Origin of the sequence: Pseudomonas sp. MF6747 (assembly GCF_963890955.1) — a bacterium.
Classification (GTDB): Bacteria; Pseudomonadota; Gammaproteobacteria; order Pseudomonadales; family Pseudomonadaceae; genus Aquipseudomonas.
Genome location: NZ_CAWPSZ010000034.1, coordinates 253325 through 271181 on the forward strand (window position 1 = coordinate 253325; position 17857 = coordinate 271181).

17 protein-coding genes are annotated in these 17857 nt (G+C 61.9%); 7 read left to right on the forward strand and 10 right to left on the reverse strand.

Annotation, left to right across the window (positions count from 1 at the left end):
- Nucleotides 1-108: 108 nt before the first annotated feature.
- The 5 genes from AACW30_RS23345 to AACW30_RS23365 all read right to left on the reverse strand — a co-directional run bounded on the left by AACW30_RS23345 (nucleotide 109) and on the right by AACW30_RS23365 (nucleotide 6369).
- Nucleotides 109-753, reverse strand: a complete 645-nt coding sequence (locus AACW30_RS23345; RefSeq protein WP_169368401.1) for a glutathione S-transferase N-terminal domain-containing protein — start codon at nucleotides 751-753, stop codon at nucleotides 109-111.
- Between the two features lie 93 nt (nucleotides 754-846).
- Nucleotides 847-1632, reverse strand: coding sequence for an ABC transporter ATP-binding protein (locus tag AACW30_RS23350; RefSeq protein ID WP_169368403.1), 786 nt, complete (start codon nucleotides 1630-1632; stop codon nucleotides 847-849).
- Entirely contained in the window at nucleotides 1629-2687 is a 1059-nt protein-coding gene (locus tag AACW30_RS23355) for a FecCD family ABC transporter permease (RefSeq protein WP_200623539.1), read from the reverse strand. Before AACW30_RS23355 ends, AACW30_RS23350 begins: the two co-directional genes overlap by 4 nt.
- Nucleotides 2688-2843: 156 nt before the next feature.
- Nucleotides 2844-3959, reverse strand: coding sequence for an ABC transporter substrate-binding protein (locus AACW30_RS23360; RefSeq protein ID WP_200623541.1), 1116 nt, complete (start codon nucleotides 3957-3959; stop codon nucleotides 2844-2846).
- A gap of 25 nt (nucleotides 3960-3984) precedes the next feature.
- The gene (locus AACW30_RS23365) at nucleotides 3985-6369 is read right to left on the reverse strand and encodes a TonB-dependent receptor (RefSeq protein ID WP_200623543.1); all 2385 of its coding nucleotides are present in this window, start codon (nucleotides 6367-6369) and stop codon (nucleotides 3985-3987) included.
- Between the two features lie 197 nt (nucleotides 6370-6566).
- Here AACW30_RS23365 and AACW30_RS23370 point away from each other — a divergent pair, with 197 nt between their 5' ends.
- Nucleotides 6567-7277: a response regulator gene (locus tag AACW30_RS23370; protein WP_124416627.1), complete on the forward strand. Its 711-nt coding sequence runs from the start codon at nucleotides 6567-6569 to the stop codon at nucleotides 7275-7277.
- Nucleotides 7274-8695 (forward strand): ATP-binding protein, encoded by a 1422-nt coding sequence (locus AACW30_RS23375; protein WP_124416628.1) that lies wholly within the window; start codon nucleotides 7274-7276, stop codon nucleotides 8693-8695. Before AACW30_RS23370 ends, AACW30_RS23375 begins: the two co-directional genes overlap by 4 nt.
- Nucleotides 8696-8839: 144 nt before the next feature.
- Here the strand turns inward: AACW30_RS23375 and AACW30_RS23380 are convergent, their stop codons facing one another.
- The 4 genes from AACW30_RS23380 to AACW30_RS23395 are packed head-to-tail and all read right to left on the reverse strand — an operon-like array spanning nucleotide 8840 to nucleotide 10520.
- Entirely contained in the window at nucleotides 8840-9049 is a 210-nt protein-coding gene (locus tag AACW30_RS23380) for an SEC-C metal-binding domain-containing protein (protein ID WP_065890089.1), read from the reverse strand.
- Nucleotides 9046-9528 (reverse strand): LEA type 2 family protein, encoded by a 483-nt coding sequence (locus tag AACW30_RS23385; RefSeq protein ID WP_179678088.1) that lies wholly within the window; start codon nucleotides 9526-9528, stop codon nucleotides 9046-9048. The genes AACW30_RS23380 and AACW30_RS23385 overlap by 4 nt, the downstream gene beginning before the upstream one ends.
- Nucleotides 9529-9549: 21 nt before the next feature.
- Nucleotides 9550-10020: a YchJ family protein gene (locus tag AACW30_RS23390; RefSeq protein ID WP_106577127.1), complete on the reverse strand. Its 471-nt coding sequence runs from the start codon at nucleotides 10018-10020 to the stop codon at nucleotides 9550-9552.
- A 2-nt stretch (nucleotides 10021-10022) separates the two neighbouring features.
- The gene (locus tag AACW30_RS23395) at nucleotides 10023-10520 is read right to left on the reverse strand and encodes a DUF6231 family protein (protein ID WP_200623545.1); all 498 of its coding nucleotides are present in this window, start codon (nucleotides 10518-10520) and stop codon (nucleotides 10023-10025) included.
- 190 nt (nucleotides 10521-10710) lie between these two features.
- Between AACW30_RS23395 and AACW30_RS23400 the strand changes: the two genes are divergently transcribed.
- The 3 genes from AACW30_RS23400 to AACW30_RS23410 all read left to right on the forward strand — a co-directional run bounded on the left by AACW30_RS23400 (nucleotide 10711) and on the right by AACW30_RS23410 (nucleotide 12608).
- Nucleotides 10711-11406, forward strand: coding sequence for an OmpA family protein (locus AACW30_RS23400; protein ID WP_119738803.1), 696 nt, complete (start codon nucleotides 10711-10713; stop codon nucleotides 11404-11406).
- 160 nt (nucleotides 11407-11566) lie between these two features.
- Entirely contained in the window at nucleotides 11567-11857 is a 291-nt protein-coding gene (locus tag AACW30_RS23405; RefSeq protein WP_106577124.1) for a DUF1145 domain-containing protein, read from the forward strand.
- On the forward strand, nucleotides 11850-12608 hold the full coding sequence (locus AACW30_RS23410) for a hypothetical protein (RefSeq protein WP_106577123.1): 759 nt from the start codon (nucleotides 11850-11852) through the stop codon (nucleotides 12606-12608). The genes AACW30_RS23405 and AACW30_RS23410 overlap by 8 nt, the downstream gene beginning before the upstream one ends.
- Nucleotides 12609-12710: 102 nt before the next feature.
- Here the strand turns inward: AACW30_RS23410 and AACW30_RS23415 are convergent, their stop codons facing one another.
- Nucleotides 12711-13175 (reverse strand): CopD family protein, encoded by a 465-nt coding sequence (locus AACW30_RS23415; RefSeq protein ID WP_119738805.1) that lies wholly within the window; start codon nucleotides 13173-13175, stop codon nucleotides 12711-12713.
- A gap of 99 nt (nucleotides 13176-13274) precedes the next feature.
- Between AACW30_RS23415 and dinG the strand changes: the two genes are divergently transcribed.
- Nucleotides 13275-15419: an ATP-dependent DNA helicase DinG gene (gene dinG / locus AACW30_RS23420; protein WP_119738807.1), complete on the forward strand. Its 2145-nt coding sequence runs from the start codon at nucleotides 13275-13277 to the stop codon at nucleotides 15417-15419.
- Between the two features lie 98 nt (nucleotides 15420-15517).
- On the forward strand, nucleotides 15518-17815 hold the full coding sequence (locus tag AACW30_RS23425; RefSeq protein ID WP_169368411.1) for a beta-galactosidase: 2298 nt from the start codon (nucleotides 15518-15520) through the stop codon (nucleotides 17813-17815).
- The last annotated feature ends 42 nt before the right edge of the window (nucleotides 17816-17857 follow it).

The window sequence follows — 17857 nt, forward strand, 5'->3', positions numbered from 1 at the left end:
GGAGCGGGCTTGCTCGCGAATGCGGTGTGTCAGTCAACGAAGGTCTGACTGAACCACCGCATTCGCGAGCAAGCCCGCTCCCACATTTTGACCGAGTAAGACTTCAGATCAGGCTTTGGGTGGGTTCACTTTCTGCACCAGCTCATACGCCCGAACCGTCGCTGGCCGTTCCTTGATGCTGTTGAACCATCGCTGCACATGGGGGAAGTCCTCCAGTCGCTGGCTCTGCCACTTGTGGGAAACAATCCACGGGTAGATCGCCATATCGGCAATGCTGTAGTCATCGCCTGCCACGAACGGGCGATCCGCCAGGCGCCGGTCCAGCACGCCATACAGGCGCGCGGTTTCATCGACGTAGCGCTTGATCGCGTAAGGGATTTTTTCCGGTGCGAACTGGCTGAAATGATGGTTTTGCCCGGCCATTGGCCCCAGCCCGCCCATTTGCCAGAACAGCCACTGCAATGCCTCCTGGCGACCGCGCAGGTCTTTGGGCAGGAACTGGCCGGTTTTTTCTGCGAGGTACAGCAAGATGGCGCCGGATTCAAACAGTGAAATCGGTGCGCCGCCGTCGCTCGGGCTTTGGTCGACGATGGCCGGGATACGGTTGTTGGGAGCAATCTTCAGGAAGTCTGGTTTGAACTGGTCGCCCTGGCCGATGTTGATCGGGTGCACCTTGTAGGGCAAACCGGCTTCTTCCAGGAACAGTGAAACTTTGTGACCGTTAGGGGTAGTCCAGTAATACAGGTCGATCATGAAGCTCTCCAAATGAGCGAATGCCTGCAGGTATAGGTGATGATCGAAGGGCAATAATTCAATCAAACATTTGCGTCTAACCTTAGAAGCATTTTACACAGCCCCATCGACCAGCACCTGCAACGACTGCTGCGAGCACCGTTCAATGCGCACCCGCACGCCGTAAACGTCGGCAAACAGCGCCGGGTCAAGCACCTCGTCCGCCACGCCACTGGCGTACAAGCGGCCCTGGCGCAGCACGGCAATGTGGTCGGCAAACCGTGCGGCGAGGTTGATGTCATGCAGCACTACCACGGCGATCAGGTTGTGTTCGCGTACCAGCCCTCGCACGCAGTCCATGACCTTCAACTGGTAATTGAGGTCGAGGGCGCTGGTGGGTTCGTCGAGCAACATCACCTGTGGGCGGCGTGCGATGAGTTGGGCGAGGCTGACCAATTGGCGTTGGCCACCGGACAAGGTGCTTAGTAGTTGATCGGCCAGGTGTGCGATGCCGATGCGCTGCAACGCCTCAAACGCTTCACGCAAACAGGCCTCGCTGGACAAGGGAATGCCTTCCACATGGGCCACGCGCAGTGCGGCGATCACGCTTTCCATCACGCTGAGGCTCAGGCCCGGCGGCAGGTTTTGCGGCATGTACGTGACGCGGCGCGCACGCTCGGCCACGGACATGGCCGACAGGTCCAGGTCGCCGAGCCTTACCACGCCTTGCATCTTTTCCAACCCGGCCACAGCGCGCAGCAAGGTGGATTTGCCCGCGCCATTCGGGCCGATCAGCGCAGTCAGGCTGCCGTGGGGCAGGGTAGGCAAGCTCAGGTCATGCACGATGTGCCGCCGGCCATAACTGACGTTGGCGTTGTGCACCGATAAGCCCAGGTTCATAGCTGCCTCCCGCGCTTGAACACCAGCACCACGAAAATCGGCACGCCCACCAGCGCGGTGACGATGCCGACCGGCACGATCACGCCCGGCATGATCAGCTTGCTGGCAATCGACGACAGCGCCAGCAGCAACGCGCCGGTCAAGGCGCTGGCGGGCAGCAGGAAGCGTTGGTCTTCACCCACCAGAATCCGCGCGATATGCGGACCGACCAGGCCGATAAAACCGATGGTGCCTACAAACGCCACGGCGGTGGCTGACAACAGGCTGATACGCAGCAATGAAAAAAACCGCAGGCGCTTCACGTCCACGCCAAAGCTTTGCGCGCGGTCTTCGCCCATGCGCAGCAGGGTCAGGCGCGGTGCGGCGGCGAAAGAAAACGGCATCACCACCGCCACGACCAGTGCGAGGATGCCGAGCTTGTCCCAGTTGGCCCGGGTCACGCTGCCCAAGGTCCAGAACACCAGTTGCTGCAAGACATCTTCAGTGGCGACCAGTTGCAGCAAGGCCACGACCGCATTGCAACTGAACACGAGCGCGATGCCGAACAACACCAGGCTTTCCACGCCCGCGCCGCGTAGGCGCGACATGGCTTGCAGCAAAAATACCGAGGCCGCCGCGAAGATAAAGGCCGAGAGGGAAATTGCCGTGTTGGCCGACACCCACAATGTGGTCACCGGAAATACGATGACCAGTGATGCGCCCAACGCCGCCGCCGACGACACGCCCAAGGTAAATGGACTGGCCAGCGGGTTGTTCAAAATCGCCTGCATCTCAGCGCCGGCCAGCGACAGCGCGCAGCCGACCAGCACCGCCATCAGTGCATAGGGCAGGCGCACGTTCCAGATGATCACCTGGTCGGTGGCGCTCAGGTGCGAGGGGTGCAGGATGCCGTCGAGCAACGCCAGCAGGCCCATGCCCGAAGGGCCACTGGCCAGGTCCACCAGCATCGCGCAGACCAGCGCCGTGCCCAACAGCGCGAGCAGCCAGGCGCGGCGTGCCAGCAAGCGGCGGTAGCCGTGAGTGGCAGTGGCGAGGTCAAGGGTTTGAGTGGTCATTGGGCTCACACACATTAACAAACGATGAAAATCCAAATGTGGGCGCTGGCTTGCCTGCAATAGCGGTGTATCAGTCGACTGATTCAGTGACTGACACTTTGCTATTGCAGGCAAGCCAGCTCCCACACTGACTGCATTCCAACAGGGCGATAGGTGTTACTTGGTTTTGGCGTCAACCCAATAAGCACCCTGCAACGGCATGCCCAGGAACTGTTGGTTGATTTGCTCCCTAGTCGTCTGCGGATCGAGCTTGGCGAACAACACCGGGTGAACCCACTTGGCCAGCGCTTCAATTGCCAGCAAGTTGTACGGCGAGTTGTAGAAGTCATGCCACAGGCCATGGGCATTGCCCTCGCGGATGGCCCGAAGATGGGCGAATTCCGGCCGCGCCAATACGCGATCAAACGCCTCACGTGCTTCGTCAGTGCTCACGCCTGCGCCCAGGATCAAGCCCGGCTTGTGGTTGCCGGTGGCCACGTACACGTCCGGATCGGCTTTCAGTGCGTACTCGACGCTGATATCGCCCAGCGCACCCGGCACCGCGTCGGCGGCGATATTGCGCCCGCCGACCAGCTTGATCACTTCACCCATGCCGCTTTTGCCGGTGGTGTGCCCCGGCGCCTGCCAGGCACCGGCCAGCAATTCGAGGAACACGCTGGGGCGTGGGCCAGCGGTCAAGGTGGCGACGGCATCGGTGATGACCTTGATGTGCTGGTCATAGAACGCCAGGAAGGCGTTGGCCTGGCTTTCACGACCCAAGGCCTGGCCCAGCGCGTTCATGCTGGTGTGAGTGCCCTGGACCGGGTTGATGCGAAAGTCGACAAACACCACCGGGATGCCCGCCTTGGCCAGCACGTCTGCCACCGCGCTGTGTTCGGTCGGGCCGTGGCCCGAAATGCTGAACACCGCCAGGTCGGGTTTGAGCGAGAGAATTTCCTCGGCGCTGACGCTTTGCTCCGACGCCTGCCCGATCAACGGGATGTCTTTCACCGAGGGAAACTTCGCCACATAAGCGTTGTAGGTGTGCGGGTCCAGCAGCTTCAAGTCGTTCTGCCAGCCAACGATGCGCTGGAACGGCGCGTCCTTGTCGAGCAGGGCAAATGCCGAAATCAAGCGGCCTTCTCCGAGCACCACACGTTTAACGTCGTCCTTTACCTCGACCTTGCGGCCCAGCACGTCGGTAACTTCATGGGCGGCGGCGGTTTCGGCATGGCCGAGTACCAGCGCGGCGAACAGCACGCCGAGCTTGAGCACGTTGCGGGGTTTGAACATGGACAGGACTCCTGGTGAGGGAAAATCAGAATTCATAATCGACACTGGCGGTGAGGGTGCGGCCTGCGCCTGGGATGCCGTAGAGCTGGAAGCCGTCGAGGGATGCGCCGACCTGGCTGTAATAAAACGTGTTGAACACGTTGTTGAGGTTGAGGTTGACCGTGGTGTCCTTGTTGACCTTGTATTGCGCCGCCACGTTACTCAGCCAGTAACCGGGGGCTTTTTCGTGGTCGCGGGTGTAGATCGCATCGACGCCGGACGGGCCATTGGCGTAGCTGCTGTTGTTGTTCAAACCGCCGACATACTTGTTGTCGCTGTAGCGACGACGGCCCACGTATTGCTCGCCGTAGCTGAGGCTCAGGGCGTCGGTGACGGCGTAGGTGGTCCACAGGTTGGCGGTCAGGTCGGGGACGTTCTTGGCTTCCGCGCCCTTGTTGATGCCTTTGGTCTGCGTGCTTTTGAGCGCCGAAAAGCCGGTGTAGGCGGTCCAGCGCGGGGTGATGTTGCCTTGCAGGCCGAGTTCGACGCCGTCCACGCGTTTGGCGGGCAGGGCGCGCACCGGGGCGGATTCGCCGTCCTGGTATTCCCAGGCGTTGTCCAGTTCGGTGCGGAAGATCGCCGCCGTAACATTGAGCCTGTCGTGGGCAATGTCCCACTTGGTGCCCATCTCGTAGGTTTTCGACTTGGCCGGGCTGTAGTTGCTGGTGGTGGACGCGCCGTAGATCTGGTTGTTGGTGGACGCGCCCAGCGCCGACGGTTGCGCCGCCTCGCTGTAGGACACGTAGATGCTGGCGTTTGGCAACGGCTTGTACACCGCGCCGATACGACCGCTGACGGCGCCGTCGGTGCTGCTGATGGTGGCCTGGCCGCGCTGTGTGGTTTGCGCGCGCCAGTTGTCGTAGCGCAACGAGCCGAGCACTTGCCAGTGTTCGTTGAGGGTGACGGTGTCGCCCAGGTAAATGCCGGCGTTGTCGATCACCGAGCGCGGGTCGCCTTCGCCTTTGGTCACGTAAGTGCTGGCGAAGCTGTGGCTGGGGTCGTTCATGTTGAAGAACATGTCGCCGGCCGGCACTTCGGCGTTGCGTTTCAGGCCGCCGTAGGTCTCGTGGTAGAACTCCAGGCCGCTGACCACCGCGTGTTGCAGGCTGGCAGTGTTGAACGTGAAGCTGAAGTCGGTTTGGTTATCCAGGATGGTGTAGCGCTTGGACAGCCCGAAATCGCTGCCACGCAGAATGCCGTAGCCGGTGTTGCTGTTGTTCACGTAGTCGGTGTAGGCATTTACCGTGCTGCCCGGCACTTGGCTGAGCGGGCCTACACCCGTGTAGCCCAACGTCGCACAGCGCGTGCCGGTACAGGTTTTTTTGCCATCGGCGTCGGCGGCGAAAAAACGCGCCGGGGACAGCACCGCGAAGTTATCGCTGCGCTCCCAACGCGTCTGGTTGCGCAGGTTGGCCTCGTTCCAGTCAAAGTCATGCTCGAAGCGTGCGGTCAGCGCGGTGGTTTCGTTTTGCTGCGTATACAGGCTCGAATCGCCGTACCCGTTGGAACGTTTCACACCCGGCATGCGATGGCCGTCGGTGCCACGCTGGATCGGCACGCCGCCGTCCGGGGTGTTGGTGTCTTTTTGATAGAAGGTGTCGACGAAGAACCGCGTGTCGGTGCCCAGGCCGAAGCCGAAGGAGGTGGCAATGCCCCAGCGGTCGTAGTCCACGTCGTCGCGGTCGGCTACCTGGTTGTAGTGCTTCATCAGGTTGATGCGTACGGCGGTGGTGTCGGTCAGCTGTTTGTTGATGTCGGCGGTGAGGCGTCGGTAGCTGTCGGTGCCGATCCCGGCGGAGACTTTGTTGGCGTCACCCAAGTGCGCTTCTTTACTCACCAGGTTGACGCTGCCGCCCACCGCCGAAACCCCGGACTCAATGGAACCGGTGCCCTTGAACACTTCGGCCTGTTGCAGGTTGAAGGTGTCGGTGCGCGTGGACATGCCGGCGTCGCGCACGCCGTCGACGGTCAGGCTTTGCTCGGACGAAAAGCCGCGAATCGAAAACAGATCGCCCCAGCCCAGGTTGCCCTCACCGGACATGAAGGTGATGCCCGGCACGTTGCGCAACACTTCCTGCAGGGTTTGCGCGTTCTGCTCTTTAAGCACTTGCTGCGGCACGATGGTCACGCTTTGTGGCGCGTCGAGCAGCGGCTGGCTGATTTTCGCCGAGGTCACCCGGTCGACTTTGAAGGCGGACGTGGTTTCTTCGCCGTCGACCTTGATTTGCGGCAGGCTCACCACCGAATCGTCAGGCGCGGCGGTGGGCGCATCGGCCCAGGCCGTTGGCGCGACGCTGCCGGCAGCAAGAAAGCCGAACATCGGTGCCAGAGTGGTATGCAGCGTGTGACGGTGCGGGGTGGGCAGTGACATGGGCAGTGATCCGAGTCTAAATTACAATTACTCTCATTTAGGTTCGGTAGTCTAAAGAGCGATTCAGCCTGCCATACCCCGGCTTTGTATCGCTGATGCGTGATTATGGTTTCCCACAACATTCCATTACATTTGCGCGTACCACTGGCTGAGCTTTCGGCTATCTCCTGCGTTTTGAGTTTTCGGATTGACTGCCCATGGCAAAGCTTGACCACCTGTTGATCGTTGATGACGACCCGCAAATCCGCCAACTGCTCTGCGACTACTTGAGTGACGCGGGCTTTCAGGTGTCTACCGCCGCCGACGGCAAGGAAATGCGCCGCCGTCTGGCGCTGAATGTGATCGACCTGATCGTGCTCGACCTGATGCTGCCCGGCGAAGACGGCCTGAGCCTGTGCCGCGAGCTACGGGTCAGCTCCAACACGCCGGTGGTGATGCTCACGGCCAAGGGCTCGTTGATCGACCGCATCGTCGGCCTGGAAATCGGCGCCGACGACTACTTGCCCAAACCCTTCGACCCGCGTGAATTGCTGGTGCGCATCAAGGTGGTGTTACGCCGGGTACAGAGTTTTCCGGACCGTGCGCGCCTGGATGAGGCGCCGAGCATTCGGTTCGCCGACTGGCAACTCGACACACGGGCGCGGCAGCTGCTCAGCCCCGAAGGCGTGGTGGTCAGCCTCGGCAATTCGGATTACCGCGTGTTGCGCCTGTTGTTGCAGCACCCCAATCGCCCGTTGAGCCGCGACTTTCTGCTCAACCATGTGTTCGACAAGGACAGCACGCCGTTCGACCGCTCCATTGACGTGTGCGTCAGCCGCCTGCGCTCGCAGCTGCCGGCGGGGCTGATCAAGACCGTGCGCAACGAGGGTTACATGCTCACCGCCGATGACGTGGTGCTGGGGTCGTGAGACTGCTGCCGCGTTCGCTGTTCGGGCGCCTGGTGCTGATTCTGGTCAGCGGCATGCTCGCGGCCCAGGCGCTGACCAGCAGCATCTGGTACGACCGGCGTCATGGTCAGGTGCTGGAAATCCCCGCACGGCTGATCGCCACGCGTTTGGCCGACGTGGTGCGCCTGATGCACAGCGACCCGCAGCAGGCCCACCAGTTGATCCAGCTGCTTGATACGCCGCACTTTCGGCTGACCTTGAGCGACCAGGCCAGCAGCACGCCCAGCACGCTCACCGACAGCGACCGGCCCACCGAACGCCTGATCAAGCAGGTGTTGGCGCAAAAAACCGGCTACGCGCAAACCCTGAGCCTTTTACGCCTGTCGCTGGTCGATGGCGAAGGGCAGACCGCCGGGCTTTCAACCTTGCTCAGCTCAAGGCCGGTGGTCGGGCAGTTTCTGATCGACCTGCGCCTGCCCGATGGGCGCTGGTTGCGCGTGGACGCCAGTGAAGAGCAGGGCTGGACCAGTACCTCACCGCTGGACCTGTTGTTCGATTACGTGATGCGCATCTATTTGCTGCGAGTGCTGGTGCTGGTGGTCATCGCCCTGGTGGCGGTGCGCCTGGCCATCCGCCCGCTGAATGCCCTGGCCAAGGCCGCCGAGGCGCTGGGTCGGGACATCCAGCGCCCACCGTTACCGGTGGATGGCCCGACTGAAGTGCGCCGCGCCGCCCAGGCGTTTAATGCGATGCAGCAACGGCTGATCGCCAATATCGCCGAGCGCACGCGCTTTCTCGCGGCAATTTCCCACGACCTGCGCTCGCCGATCACACGCCTGCGCCTGCGCACGGAAATGCTCGAAGACACGCGCACCCAGGAGCGCTTTCGCAGCGACCTGGAAGAAATGGAACACATGGTGGCCAGCACCCTGGACTTTGTCAGCAGCGGTGAGATCAACGAGACGCGACAGAACATCGACATCAATGCCTTGCTGCAAAGCCTGCAGGCGGACCTGGAAGACGTGGGCGAAAGCGTGACCATCGTGGGCCGCGCCAAGCAACCGTTGCCGGGGTATGCGCGCAGTCTCAAGCGCTGTGTGCAGAACTTGCTGGAAAACGCGGTGCGTTATGGCAGCGAGGTGGTGGTGCGGGTCGAGGATCAGGCGGACAGCTTGCAGATTGTCATCAGTGACCGCGGACCGGGGATTCCCCAGGAACAGCTGGAGCAGGTGATGGAGCCGTTTTACCGGGTGGAAGGTTCACGCAATGCCGAAACCGGCGGGTATGGGTTGGGGTTGAGTATTGCGCATACGATTGCGCGGGCGCATGAGGGGCGGTTGAGTTTGAGTAACCGGGAGGGCGGGGGCCTGGAGGTGGTGTTGCTGTTGTGGCGAGCGGGCTTGCCCCGCGCTGGGGTGCGGAGCAGCCCCAAAACCTGACATTGCGCTTTGTTGAGGAAACGCGTTGATCTTATTGGGGCTGCTGCGCACCCCAACGCGGGGCAAGCCCGCTCGCCACGGCAAGCCGGCTCGCCACAGCAAGCCAGCTTGCCACGGCGAGCCGGCTCCTGCGGGGTCAGGGCATCAGGCCCCGTGGCACTTCTTGAATTTCTTCTCGCTGCCGCATGGGCAAGGATCGTTGCGGCCGACGTCTTTAAGGGCGTTGCGCACCGGCTCCTGGTGAGCGTGGCCGCAGTTCGGGCCGTGGACATGGCCGTGGTCGTGATCATGATGATCATGGTGATCGTGATCGTGGTTGCAGTCAGGACCATGGACATGGGGTTGCTGAGTCATCGATGTCGCTCCGGAATAAAATCGCCGGGGATTATCTCGCCATTGTGGTTCACCTGCACGTCATTACCGATGAATAATCCGGTTTTCAGCTCGCCTTCCAGGCGATAGGGCACGGGTTTGCTCGGGTTTTTAAGCATCTGTACCACATCGCGTATCTGCGGCCAGAGGTTGGTCCGCACCTTCACCCGGAAAAAAGCATGGCCGCGCGGTGGTACGGTCAGCCATTCGTTGGACTCGCCTTCGGTCAGCACGAAATCGCCCAGGCTGACTTTGTAGATCAGGCCGCGCACCGTGAGGTCGGCGTCGTCGCGGTTATCCACGCGAAAGTACAGCTTGAAGCGCTGCTCGAGCAATTTGGCGCGCACCACTTCAACCTTCACCAGGGAGACATGAGGCGGGGGCGAGCTGTCCTCGAACCAGGACGCGCACCCGGTGAGGCTCAGGGTCAACGCCAGCATCAAGCTGTACATCCGAAGCATGGCGTTTTCCCTGTCAGTTGATTAGAGGTAGCTGGAGCAGCACTTCTTGAATTTCTGCCCACTGCCGCACAAACATACATCATTGCGCCCGGCCTTCACCTCCACTGTCGGGTCGATGAAGTACCAGCGCCCCTCATTCTGTACGAAAGAGGACTGTTCACGGTGGCTGTGTTCTCCGGTGCTGTCGTGCCAGCGAGCAGTGAACGTCACGAACGCATGCTCCGGCTGGCCGCCAAACACTTCGGAGCTTTCCACTTCCAGGCCCAGCCAGGTGCTCTGGGCACTCCAGGCGCCGATGGCGGCGCGGTCCAGTCCGGCTTGTTGCGCGGGCAAAGTAGTGGCTACCAGGTAGTCCACCAACCCCAGCACGTAGGCGCTATAGCGCGAACGCATCAATGCGCTGGCACAGGGCGCCGGGTGACCGGCGTGATAATGGCCGCAGCACGCATCCAGCAGATTGCCGCTGCCGCACGGGCAAATGGATGTACTCATGGTTACCACCAATACTTTCCGAAGTTTTCCGGGTTGGCCCAGAAGCGGGCGTTGAGCCAGTCCGGCACCTGTTTATAGTCAAGCAGATCATAGGTAAACAGCGTCAAAACCTGATCATCACGCTGGAAACGCTCGCCGGCCTGCAGCGCCAGGGAGAAGAAATCGGTTTCTTTCCAGCCGCAGGCGTTCAGGTCTGCCAGCACCGCAATGCGACTGGCATTGAGGTTGCGAATGCCGCCGAGCAGCGTCAGGCCTTGCGGTTTTGACAGGTGCTCCAGGCAATCGACCACCAACGCCAGGTCAAAACGCTGCGCCGCAAGTTCTGCCGGTGACGGCCCGGGCGCCGCGATCGCCACTTGGGTGTCCGGGTGTTCGGCCTGAAAGGCATCCAGCGCCGGGAACTGGCTGGCACCCAACAACAACAGGCGTTTGGGCTGGTGCAAATCCAGCAAGGCGGCCAGGGCTTGCTGTGGCGTACGGGAAGAAATACCAGCGATCATCAGAGATCCTCACATCAGGACCCTAGAGACTAGCGCGGCTGAGCGTGCGGGCCTAGAGCGGGCGGCGTGCAAAAGTCCTGCATAGAGGGCGATCTCCAATAAATACGGGGGTGCGGCGCAGTGGCGCAGATGAAAAGAGCGGTCTTTACTCCACCCGTCGGCCCCCGCCGATCCCCTCAGGAGAAATCAGATGAGCATCATGCGGACAGCTCTACCCTTGGTTCTGCTAACCGGAGTATTGACAGGTTGCGCAGGTTTGCAAAAAACCGATTGGCCCACCTGTGCAGCCGTCGGTGGTGTGACCGGCGCAGCGATTGGCGCCACTGAAAGTTCGGCGTACGCAGGTTATGGCGCGCTGCTGATCGGCGGCATGGCTGGCGCCTATTGCTGGGTGCACGGTGATGGCGACGAAGATGGCGATGGCGTGCCGGACAGCCGCGACAAGTGCCCGGGCACGCCTAAGGGCGTGCAGGTTGATGTCAATGGCTGCCCACCTGTAGCGGTGGCGGCCGTGGTGGAAGAGGTGGTCGTGGTCAAGGAAGAAACCATCGTGATCCGCGATGTGCACTTTGAGTTCGACTCGGCCAGGCTGACGGCGGCGGACAAAACCAAGCTCGACACCATCGCCACGCGCCTCAAACGCGAAGCCCCGAGCGCCCAGCTACGGGTCAGCGGGCATACCGACAGCGTCGGCAAAGACGCCTACAACCAGAAACTCTCGGAAAAACGCGCGCACTCGGTAACCGATTACCTGGTGAGTGCGGGCGTGCCGCGCAGCAACTTTGTATCGGTGGTGGGCGCGGGCGAAAGTCAGCCGGTGGCCGATAACAAAACCGCTGACGGTCGAGCCTTGAACCGTCGTGTGGAAATCAAAATCAACCGCTGACGGCCCTTGCCCCTGTGGGAACCCCAGGGGCATTGCTGGCGATCCTCGCCGAAACCGCAGGCAAACCGTGCCTTTATCAAGTTTTTTCATCCTTCACTGGCAAATCGCCTGCAGAAGTCGGTACTGTGCGCCCAAAGAATAATAGGCAGGGGCATGCAGGATGAAGGTGTTTTGGGGGCTGGGAAAGTTTCTGACGTTACTGTTCTGGGTTGTGGTGGTGGTCAATTTATTCCGGCCGCTCGCCAATCCGTTTCACCTGTTGGTCAGTCTGGCCGGCAGTCTGTTGTTGCTGACTCATCTATTGGAATTGCTGTTGTTCAACAGCAGCCTGAAACACCGTGCCCACCCCTGGCGTGACCGCCTGCAGATTCTGCTGGTGGGGATGTTCCATGTGCGGGGCCTGTCGGCGCCTGCCGTTATTGAAACAAACAAGGAGGCCAATCATGCGTAAGGTTTTTCTGTTGGCCCTGTTGGTCAGCCCCATTGCCCTGGCGCAGAGCGTCAGTGTTGAAACCAACTCGCTGATGCGCCTGCCCAGCAGCACCAACGTTTTGCAGCTCGAACGCCTGGATGTGGCGGATTACGGCACGTTGTTGATTCCGGCGACCATCAGCCAAGTGACGGTGGATGAGCTGCATTTGGGCCGAGAAGCCCGTATCGCTATCGCCCCCGGCAATACCGCGCTGCAGTTGCAGGTGCGTAACGCGCAACTGGAACATGGCAGCCAGATCACCTCGCGCGGTGCTCCCGGTACCCACGAACGAGCTGCCAAGTCGGGGCGTGACTTGGTCCTGCGCATCAACGCGCTGACCGCCGATGAACTGTCGGTGGACGCCCGTGGCGGCGCCGGCGCCCAAGGGTATGCCGGCCTGGATGGCGCCAATGGCGTGGACCCGGGCTGCACCTGGGGTTCAGCCGGGCGCGGCGCCAATGGCGACAATGGCGGCGATGGCCTGCCAGGCGCAGCGGGCGCGACCGTACGCGTGGAGCTGCCGCAGAGCTTCCCGGCCGAGCAGATCAAGGTCTGGGTGGATGGCGGTGCGGGCGGTTTGGCCGGCACGGCCGGTAAGCCGGGCAAAGGCGGGCAATCCAAGGGCTGTCTGGTGTACCGCGCCGATGGTGGCCAGAAGGGCCGGCCAGGGCTGGAAGGGCAACCGGGGCCGGCTGGGCCTGCGGGCGCTGTGACTATTCAGCGGCTTTGAGTCGATTGTTCTGACGCCTTCGCGAGCAAGCCCGCTCTCACATTGACATGCATTCCAAATGTGGGAGCGGGCTTGCTCGCGAAGGGGCCATGAAGGCCAGCCTCAGAACATCGGCCGCGCCGAAGCAATCGCCACCACCACCAACCCGATAATCAGGTTAATCCCCACCAGCTTGCGAATCTGCCCCAGCGCAGCCGCACCTGCAGGCCAATCCTCAGCCGCCACCGCCGTGCGCAGTTCCGGGAACTTCAATGCCTGGATACGGATGAACAGCGCGGTCATCACTAGATACAAGCCCATCATCACCTGCACATAGCGCGGTGCGGTCTCAAACCCACTGAAGCGCAGTTGCAACAGACCGATGCCGCTGATCGGCAAAACCAGCACCGCCACCCAGACCCATACGAAAAAACGTTGAAACACATTCGCCCACAGCTTGAGCCGGGCAGGGCCCTCAAGTGCCGCCATGGCGGCGGGGCGCAGGATCATCCAGGCGAAAAACATACCGCCGACCCACACCAGGGCGGCCAATACATGCAGGGTGTAAGCGAGGCTAAACGCGGTCATTGTGGTACTCCGTTCTGCGCGGGATTAATTAGCGGGGTATGATAGCGGCCGATCCGAACCACTGAAAATTTATCCAGCGTTTTTTGCGCCCGACTATCCATGATCAGCACTGAACTCAAAACCACGATCCAGGGCGCCTATTCGCGTTTTCTCGAAGCCAAGAGCTTGAAACCGCGCTACGGCCAACGCCTGATGATCGCCGAAGTGGCCAAAGTCCTCGGGGATATCGACACCGACGACGAAGGTCGGCGCAGTGGCGACCCCGCGGTCGTGGCCGTCGAGGCCGGCACCGGTACCGGCAAGACCGTGGCCTATAGCCTGGCCGCAATCCCTACCGCCAAGGCCGCCGGCAAGCGCCTGGTGATTGCCACCGCCACCGTCGCCCTGCAAGAGCAGATCGTCTACAAAGACCTGCCCGACTTGATGCGCAACAGCGGCCTGAATTTCACCTTCGCCCTGGCCAAGGGCCGTGGCCGCTACATGTGCCTGTCCAAGCTCGACGTATTGCTGCAGGAAGGTCACGCCCAGACCGCCACGGCTTCGCTGTTCGAAGAGGAAGGCTTCAAGATCGAGGTTGATGAAGTCAGCCAGAAGCTGTTTACCAGCATGATCGAGAAACTTGCCGGCAACAAATGGGACGGCGACCGTGACAGCTGGCCCACCGCCCTGGAAGACGCCGACTGGGCGCGCCTGACCACCGACCACAGCCAGTGCACCAACCGGCATTGCCCCAACTTCGGCCAGTGCGCCTTCTATAAGGCCCGCGAGGGCATGGGCAAGGTCGACGTAATTGTCACCAACCACGACATGGTCCTGGCTGACCTGGCCCTGGGCGGCGGCGCTGTGTTGCCGGACCCGCGCGACACTCTTTACGTATTCGACGAAGGGCACCACTTGCCCGATAAGGCCATCGGCCATTTCGCCCACTACACCCGTTTGCGTTCCACCGCCGACTGGCTCGAAACCACCGCCAAGAACCTGACCAAATTGCTCGCCCAGCACCCGTTGCCCGGCGATCTGGGCAAGCTGATCGAGCAGGTGCCGGAGCTGGCGCGCGAGATCAAGACCCAGCAGCAATTCATGTTCAGCGCCTGCGAGCAGGTCGCCGACTTCAAACCCGGCGAAGACGTCGAAGGCCGCGAACGGCCGCGTCACCGGTTTGTCGGCGGATTGATCCCCGAGCACATGCGTGAAATGGGTATCGAGCTGAAAAAAGGCTTCTCACGGCTGACCGACTTGTTCACCCGCCTGACCGACCTGCTCAAGGAAGGCATGGATGGCGAGGTCAACATCGGTATCGCCAGCAACCAGGCCGAGGAATGGTACCCCCTGTTCGGCAGCCTGCTGTCGCGCGCCCAGGGCAATTGGGAGCTGTGGACCGCCTTTACCGTCGAAGACCCGGAAGACAACCCGCCCATGGCGCGCTGGCTGACCTTGTCCGAAAGCGGTGCGCTGTTTGATATCGAGGTCAATGCCAGCCCGATCCTGGCCGCCGAAATGCTGCGCCGCAACCTGTGGAATGTGGCCTACGGCTGCCTGGTGACCTCGGCCACGCTGACCGCGCTGGGCACTTTCGACCGCTTCCGCATGCGTGCCGGCCTGCCGAAAAAGGCGGTCACCGCCGTGGTGCCGAGCCCGTTTCACCATGCCGATGCCGGTGTGCTGCGAGTGCCGGACCTCAAGGCCGACCCTCGCGACGCGGCCGCGCACACGGCCGCGATCATCCGCGACTTGCCGGACCTGGTGGAAGGTTCACGCGGCACCCTGGTGCTGTTCTCCTCGCGTAAACAGATGCAGGACGTGTTCGACGGCCTCGACCGCGACTGGCGCAAGCAGGTGTTCATCCAGGGCAACCTGTCCAAACAGGAAACCCTGAACAAGCACAAAGCGCGTGTTGATGGCGGTGATTCCAGCGTGTTGTTCGGCCTGGCCAGTTTCGCCGAAGGTGTGGACTTGCCCGGCGCCTACTGTGAACACGTGGTGATCGCCAAGATCCCGTTCTCGGTACCGGATGACCCGGTCGAGGCGGCCTTGGCCGAATGGATCGAGGCCCGTGGCGGTAACCCGTTCATGGAAATCTCGGTGCCGGATGCTTCCTTGAAGCTGGTCCAGGCCTGCGGGCGCTTGCTGCGTACCGAGGAAGACCGAGGCACCATCACCTTGCTCGACCGCCGTTTGGTCACGCAGCGCTATGGCAAGGCTATCCTCAATGCTTTGCCGCCCTTCAGGCGCGAAATTTCTTAAGCCACTGTGGGCGAATTCGCCCACTTCGTGGTCTATCTCACTGCCAACGCTTTATGTCATCAGGCCATTCACCGGCCGTTTGGGAGAACCTTGTTCGTATGATTCGCACGCTGCCCGCTCTGTTTGCCTTGTTGTTTGCCGCGCCCTTGATGGCCGCGCCTGCCGGGCAACAAACGCTGTTCAACTTCGTCCGGCCTGCCGATGTGGTCAAGGTCGCGACCCAGGACGCGAGCCTGCCGCAATACAACGCCGAACAAACCGCTGAGGGCGAGGTGCTGCGCCGCATCACCTTCAACCCGGCGGCCGAACCGAGCCTGGTGCTCAGCCCGCAGACCGGCGTGTGGGACTGGTCGCAGTCCGGCGCCATGAGCCTGCGTATCCAAAGCGCCATGGACTGGGCTCTGACCCTCTACGTCAAGGTGCAGAGCACCGACGGCCAGACGCTGGTCAGCCGCATCGACCTGCCGGCCGGCCCCGCTCAAACCCTGCTGATTCCGCTGCAGGCCAACTCGCCGCTGAGCCAGGGCATGAAGGCCGGGCCGCCGATGCCGATTACCGTGGAAGGCCAGCGTGTGCTGTTGGCCAGCAGCGCCGGGGCAATCGATCGTAGCCAGGTGGCGTCGGTCACTCTGTCGATGATCAAGCCCAACGCAGCCCAAAGCATCCTGCTGGAACGCTTTGGCGTGCAGGACAGCGAGCCGGTGCTGAAGGCCGCCTACAGCGCGCTGGTGGATGCGTATGGTCAGTCCACGCGTGCGCGTTGGCCGGAAAAAGTCAGCAGCGACGAACAACTCAAAGCCGCAGCGGCCAAGGAGCAGCAACAGCTCAAGGGCTGGCTGGCTGAGCGCGACAAGTCTGCCCTGGACCAATATGGCGGCTGGAACAAAGGCCCGACGTTTGAAGCAAGCGGCTTTTTCCGCACCGAGAAGCGCGATGGGCGCTGGTACCTGGTGACGCCGGAAGGCCATCCGTTCTACTCCCTGGGGGTCAATACGGTTGCGCCGGACGATAATCAAACCTACGTGGCCGGCCGCGAATGGATGTTTGCCGCGCTGCCCAAGTCCGGCGAGCCGTTCGACAAGTATTACGGCCGTGCGGATAACCGCGGCGGCAACGGCGCTGACCAGGGCCGGGGCTTCAATGTGGGGCGCTGGTACGACTTCTATGGCGCCAACCTGCAGCGCACCTATGACACGCAAGGTTTCGACCACAAGCGCTGGGTCACCCACACGCTGGACCGCCTGCAAGCCTGGGGTTTCAACACCGTGGGCAACTGGAGCGACGAGGATTTGGCCAGCGCCGACCGCGTGCCCTACACCTTGCCGCTGTCGATTGTCGGTGACTACGCCAGCATCAGCACCGGCACGGACTGGTGGGGCGGCATGCCCGACCCGTTCGATCCGCGTTTCGCCATGGCCACCGAGCGCGCCGTGGCGATCGCGGCCCGCGATCACCGCGACGACCCGTGGCTGATCGGCTTTTTTGCCGACAACGAGCTGGCCTGGGCCGGCCCTGGCGATGATCCAAAGTCGCGTTACGCCCTGGCGTACGGGACCTTGCGCATGACCACCGATGTGCCGGCCAAACGTGCGTTCCTCAAGCAACTGCGTGACAAATACCGTAATGAAGAAGGCCTCTCCAAAGCCTGGGGCATTCACCTGTCAGGCTGGGAGCTGATGGAAGACCCGGGTTTCGAGCCGCCGATGCCAAGCCCTGAGCACCCGGAAATCGAAGCCGACTTCAAATACTTCCAGAAGACCTTCGCCGATGCCTATTTCAAGACCATCTCCGATTCGTTGAAGTGGCACGCGCCCAACCAGCTGCTGCTGGGTGGCCGCTACGCCGTCAGCACCCCGGAAGCCGTGGCGTCCTGCGCCCAGTATTGCGATGTGCTGAGCTTCAACATGTACACCCTCAAGCCTCAGGACGGCTACGACTTCGCCGCCCTGCGCGCGTTGGATAAGCCGGTGCTGATCACCGAGTTCAACTTTGGCTCGGCGGATCGCGGTCCGTTCTGGGGCGGCGTGACTCAGCTGGCCAAGGAGGAAGACCGTGGCGTGGCGTACAGCAACTTCCTCAAGCAGGCCATGGCTGAGCCGTCGATCGTCGGCGTGCACTGGTTCCAGTACCTGGATCAACCGGTGACGGGGCGTCTGCTGGACGGTGAAAACGGCCACTTTGGCCTTGTGGGCATCACGGATGTGCCGTTCCAGGGCTTTGTCGACAGCGTGCGCAAAAGCAACCTGGCGGCCGTCGACCAACTGGGCAAGGAAGCCGAAAAAGCCAAAGCTGCCAGCGGGGTGCGTGAGAGTGAAGCCGGCAAGTCGGGGCACGACGGCAGAGGCGCGGGGCAGGGCGCCGGGCATGCTGGCGGTCACTCTGGAAATGGCCATTGATTCATATTTGACGGGTTCACAAAACCGCCAATGACTGGAACA

Coding starts and splice junctions, on each gene's coding strand:
- AACW30_RS23345 (WP_169368401.1), bottom strand. CDS start 753: ATGATCGACCTGTATTACTGGACTACCCCTAACGGTCACAAAGTTTCA.
- AACW30_RS23350 (WP_169368403.1), bottom strand. CDS start 1,632: ATGAACCTGGGCTTATCGGTGCACAACGCCAACGTCAGTTATGGCCGG.
- AACW30_RS23355 (WP_200623539.1), bottom strand. CDS start 2,687: ATGACCACTCAAACCCTTGACCTCGCCACTGCCACTCACGGCTACCGC.
- AACW30_RS23360 (WP_200623541.1), bottom strand. CDS start 3,959: ATGTTCAAACCCCGCAACGTGCTCAAGCTCGGCGTGCTGTTCGCCGCG.
- AACW30_RS23365 (WP_200623543.1), bottom strand. CDS start 6,369: ATGTCACTGCCCACCCCGCACCGTCACACGCTGCATACCACTCTGGCA.
- AACW30_RS23370 (WP_124416627.1), top strand. CDS start 6,567: ATGGCAAAGCTTGACCACCTGTTGATCGTTGATGACGACCCGCAAATC.
- AACW30_RS23380 (WP_065890089.1), bottom strand. CDS start 9,049: ATGACTCAGCAACCCCATGTCCATGGTCCTGACTGCAACCACGATCAC.
- AACW30_RS23385 (WP_179678088.1), bottom strand. CDS start 9,528: ATGCTTCGGATGTACAGCTTGATGCTGGCGTTGACCCTGAGCCTCACC.
- AACW30_RS23390 (WP_106577127.1), bottom strand. CDS start 10,020: ATGAGTACATCCATTTGCCCGTGCGGCAGCGGCAATCTGCTGGATGCG.
- AACW30_RS23395 (WP_200623545.1), bottom strand. CDS start 10,520: ATGATCGCTGGTATTTCTTCCCGTACGCCACAGCAAGCCCTGGCCGCC.
- AACW30_RS23400 (WP_119738803.1), top strand. CDS start 10,711: ATGAGCATCATGCGGACAGCTCTACCCTTGGTTCTGCTAACCGGAGTA.
- AACW30_RS23405 (WP_106577124.1), top strand. CDS start 11,567: ATGAAGGTGTTTTGGGGGCTGGGAAAGTTTCTGACGTTACTGTTCTGG.
- AACW30_RS23410 (WP_106577123.1), top strand. CDS start 11,850: ATGCGTAAGGTTTTTCTGTTGGCCCTGTTGGTCAGCCCCATTGCCCTG.
- AACW30_RS23415 (WP_119738805.1), bottom strand. CDS start 13,175: ATGACCGCGTTTAGCCTCGCTTACACCCTGCATGTATTGGCCGCCCTG.
- dinG (WP_119738807.1), top strand. CDS start 13,275: ATGATCAGCACTGAACTCAAAACCACGATCCAGGGCGCCTATTCGCGT.
- AACW30_RS23425 (WP_169368411.1), top strand. CDS start 15,518: ATGATTCGCACGCTGCCCGCTCTGTTTGCCTTGTTGTTTGCCGCGCCC.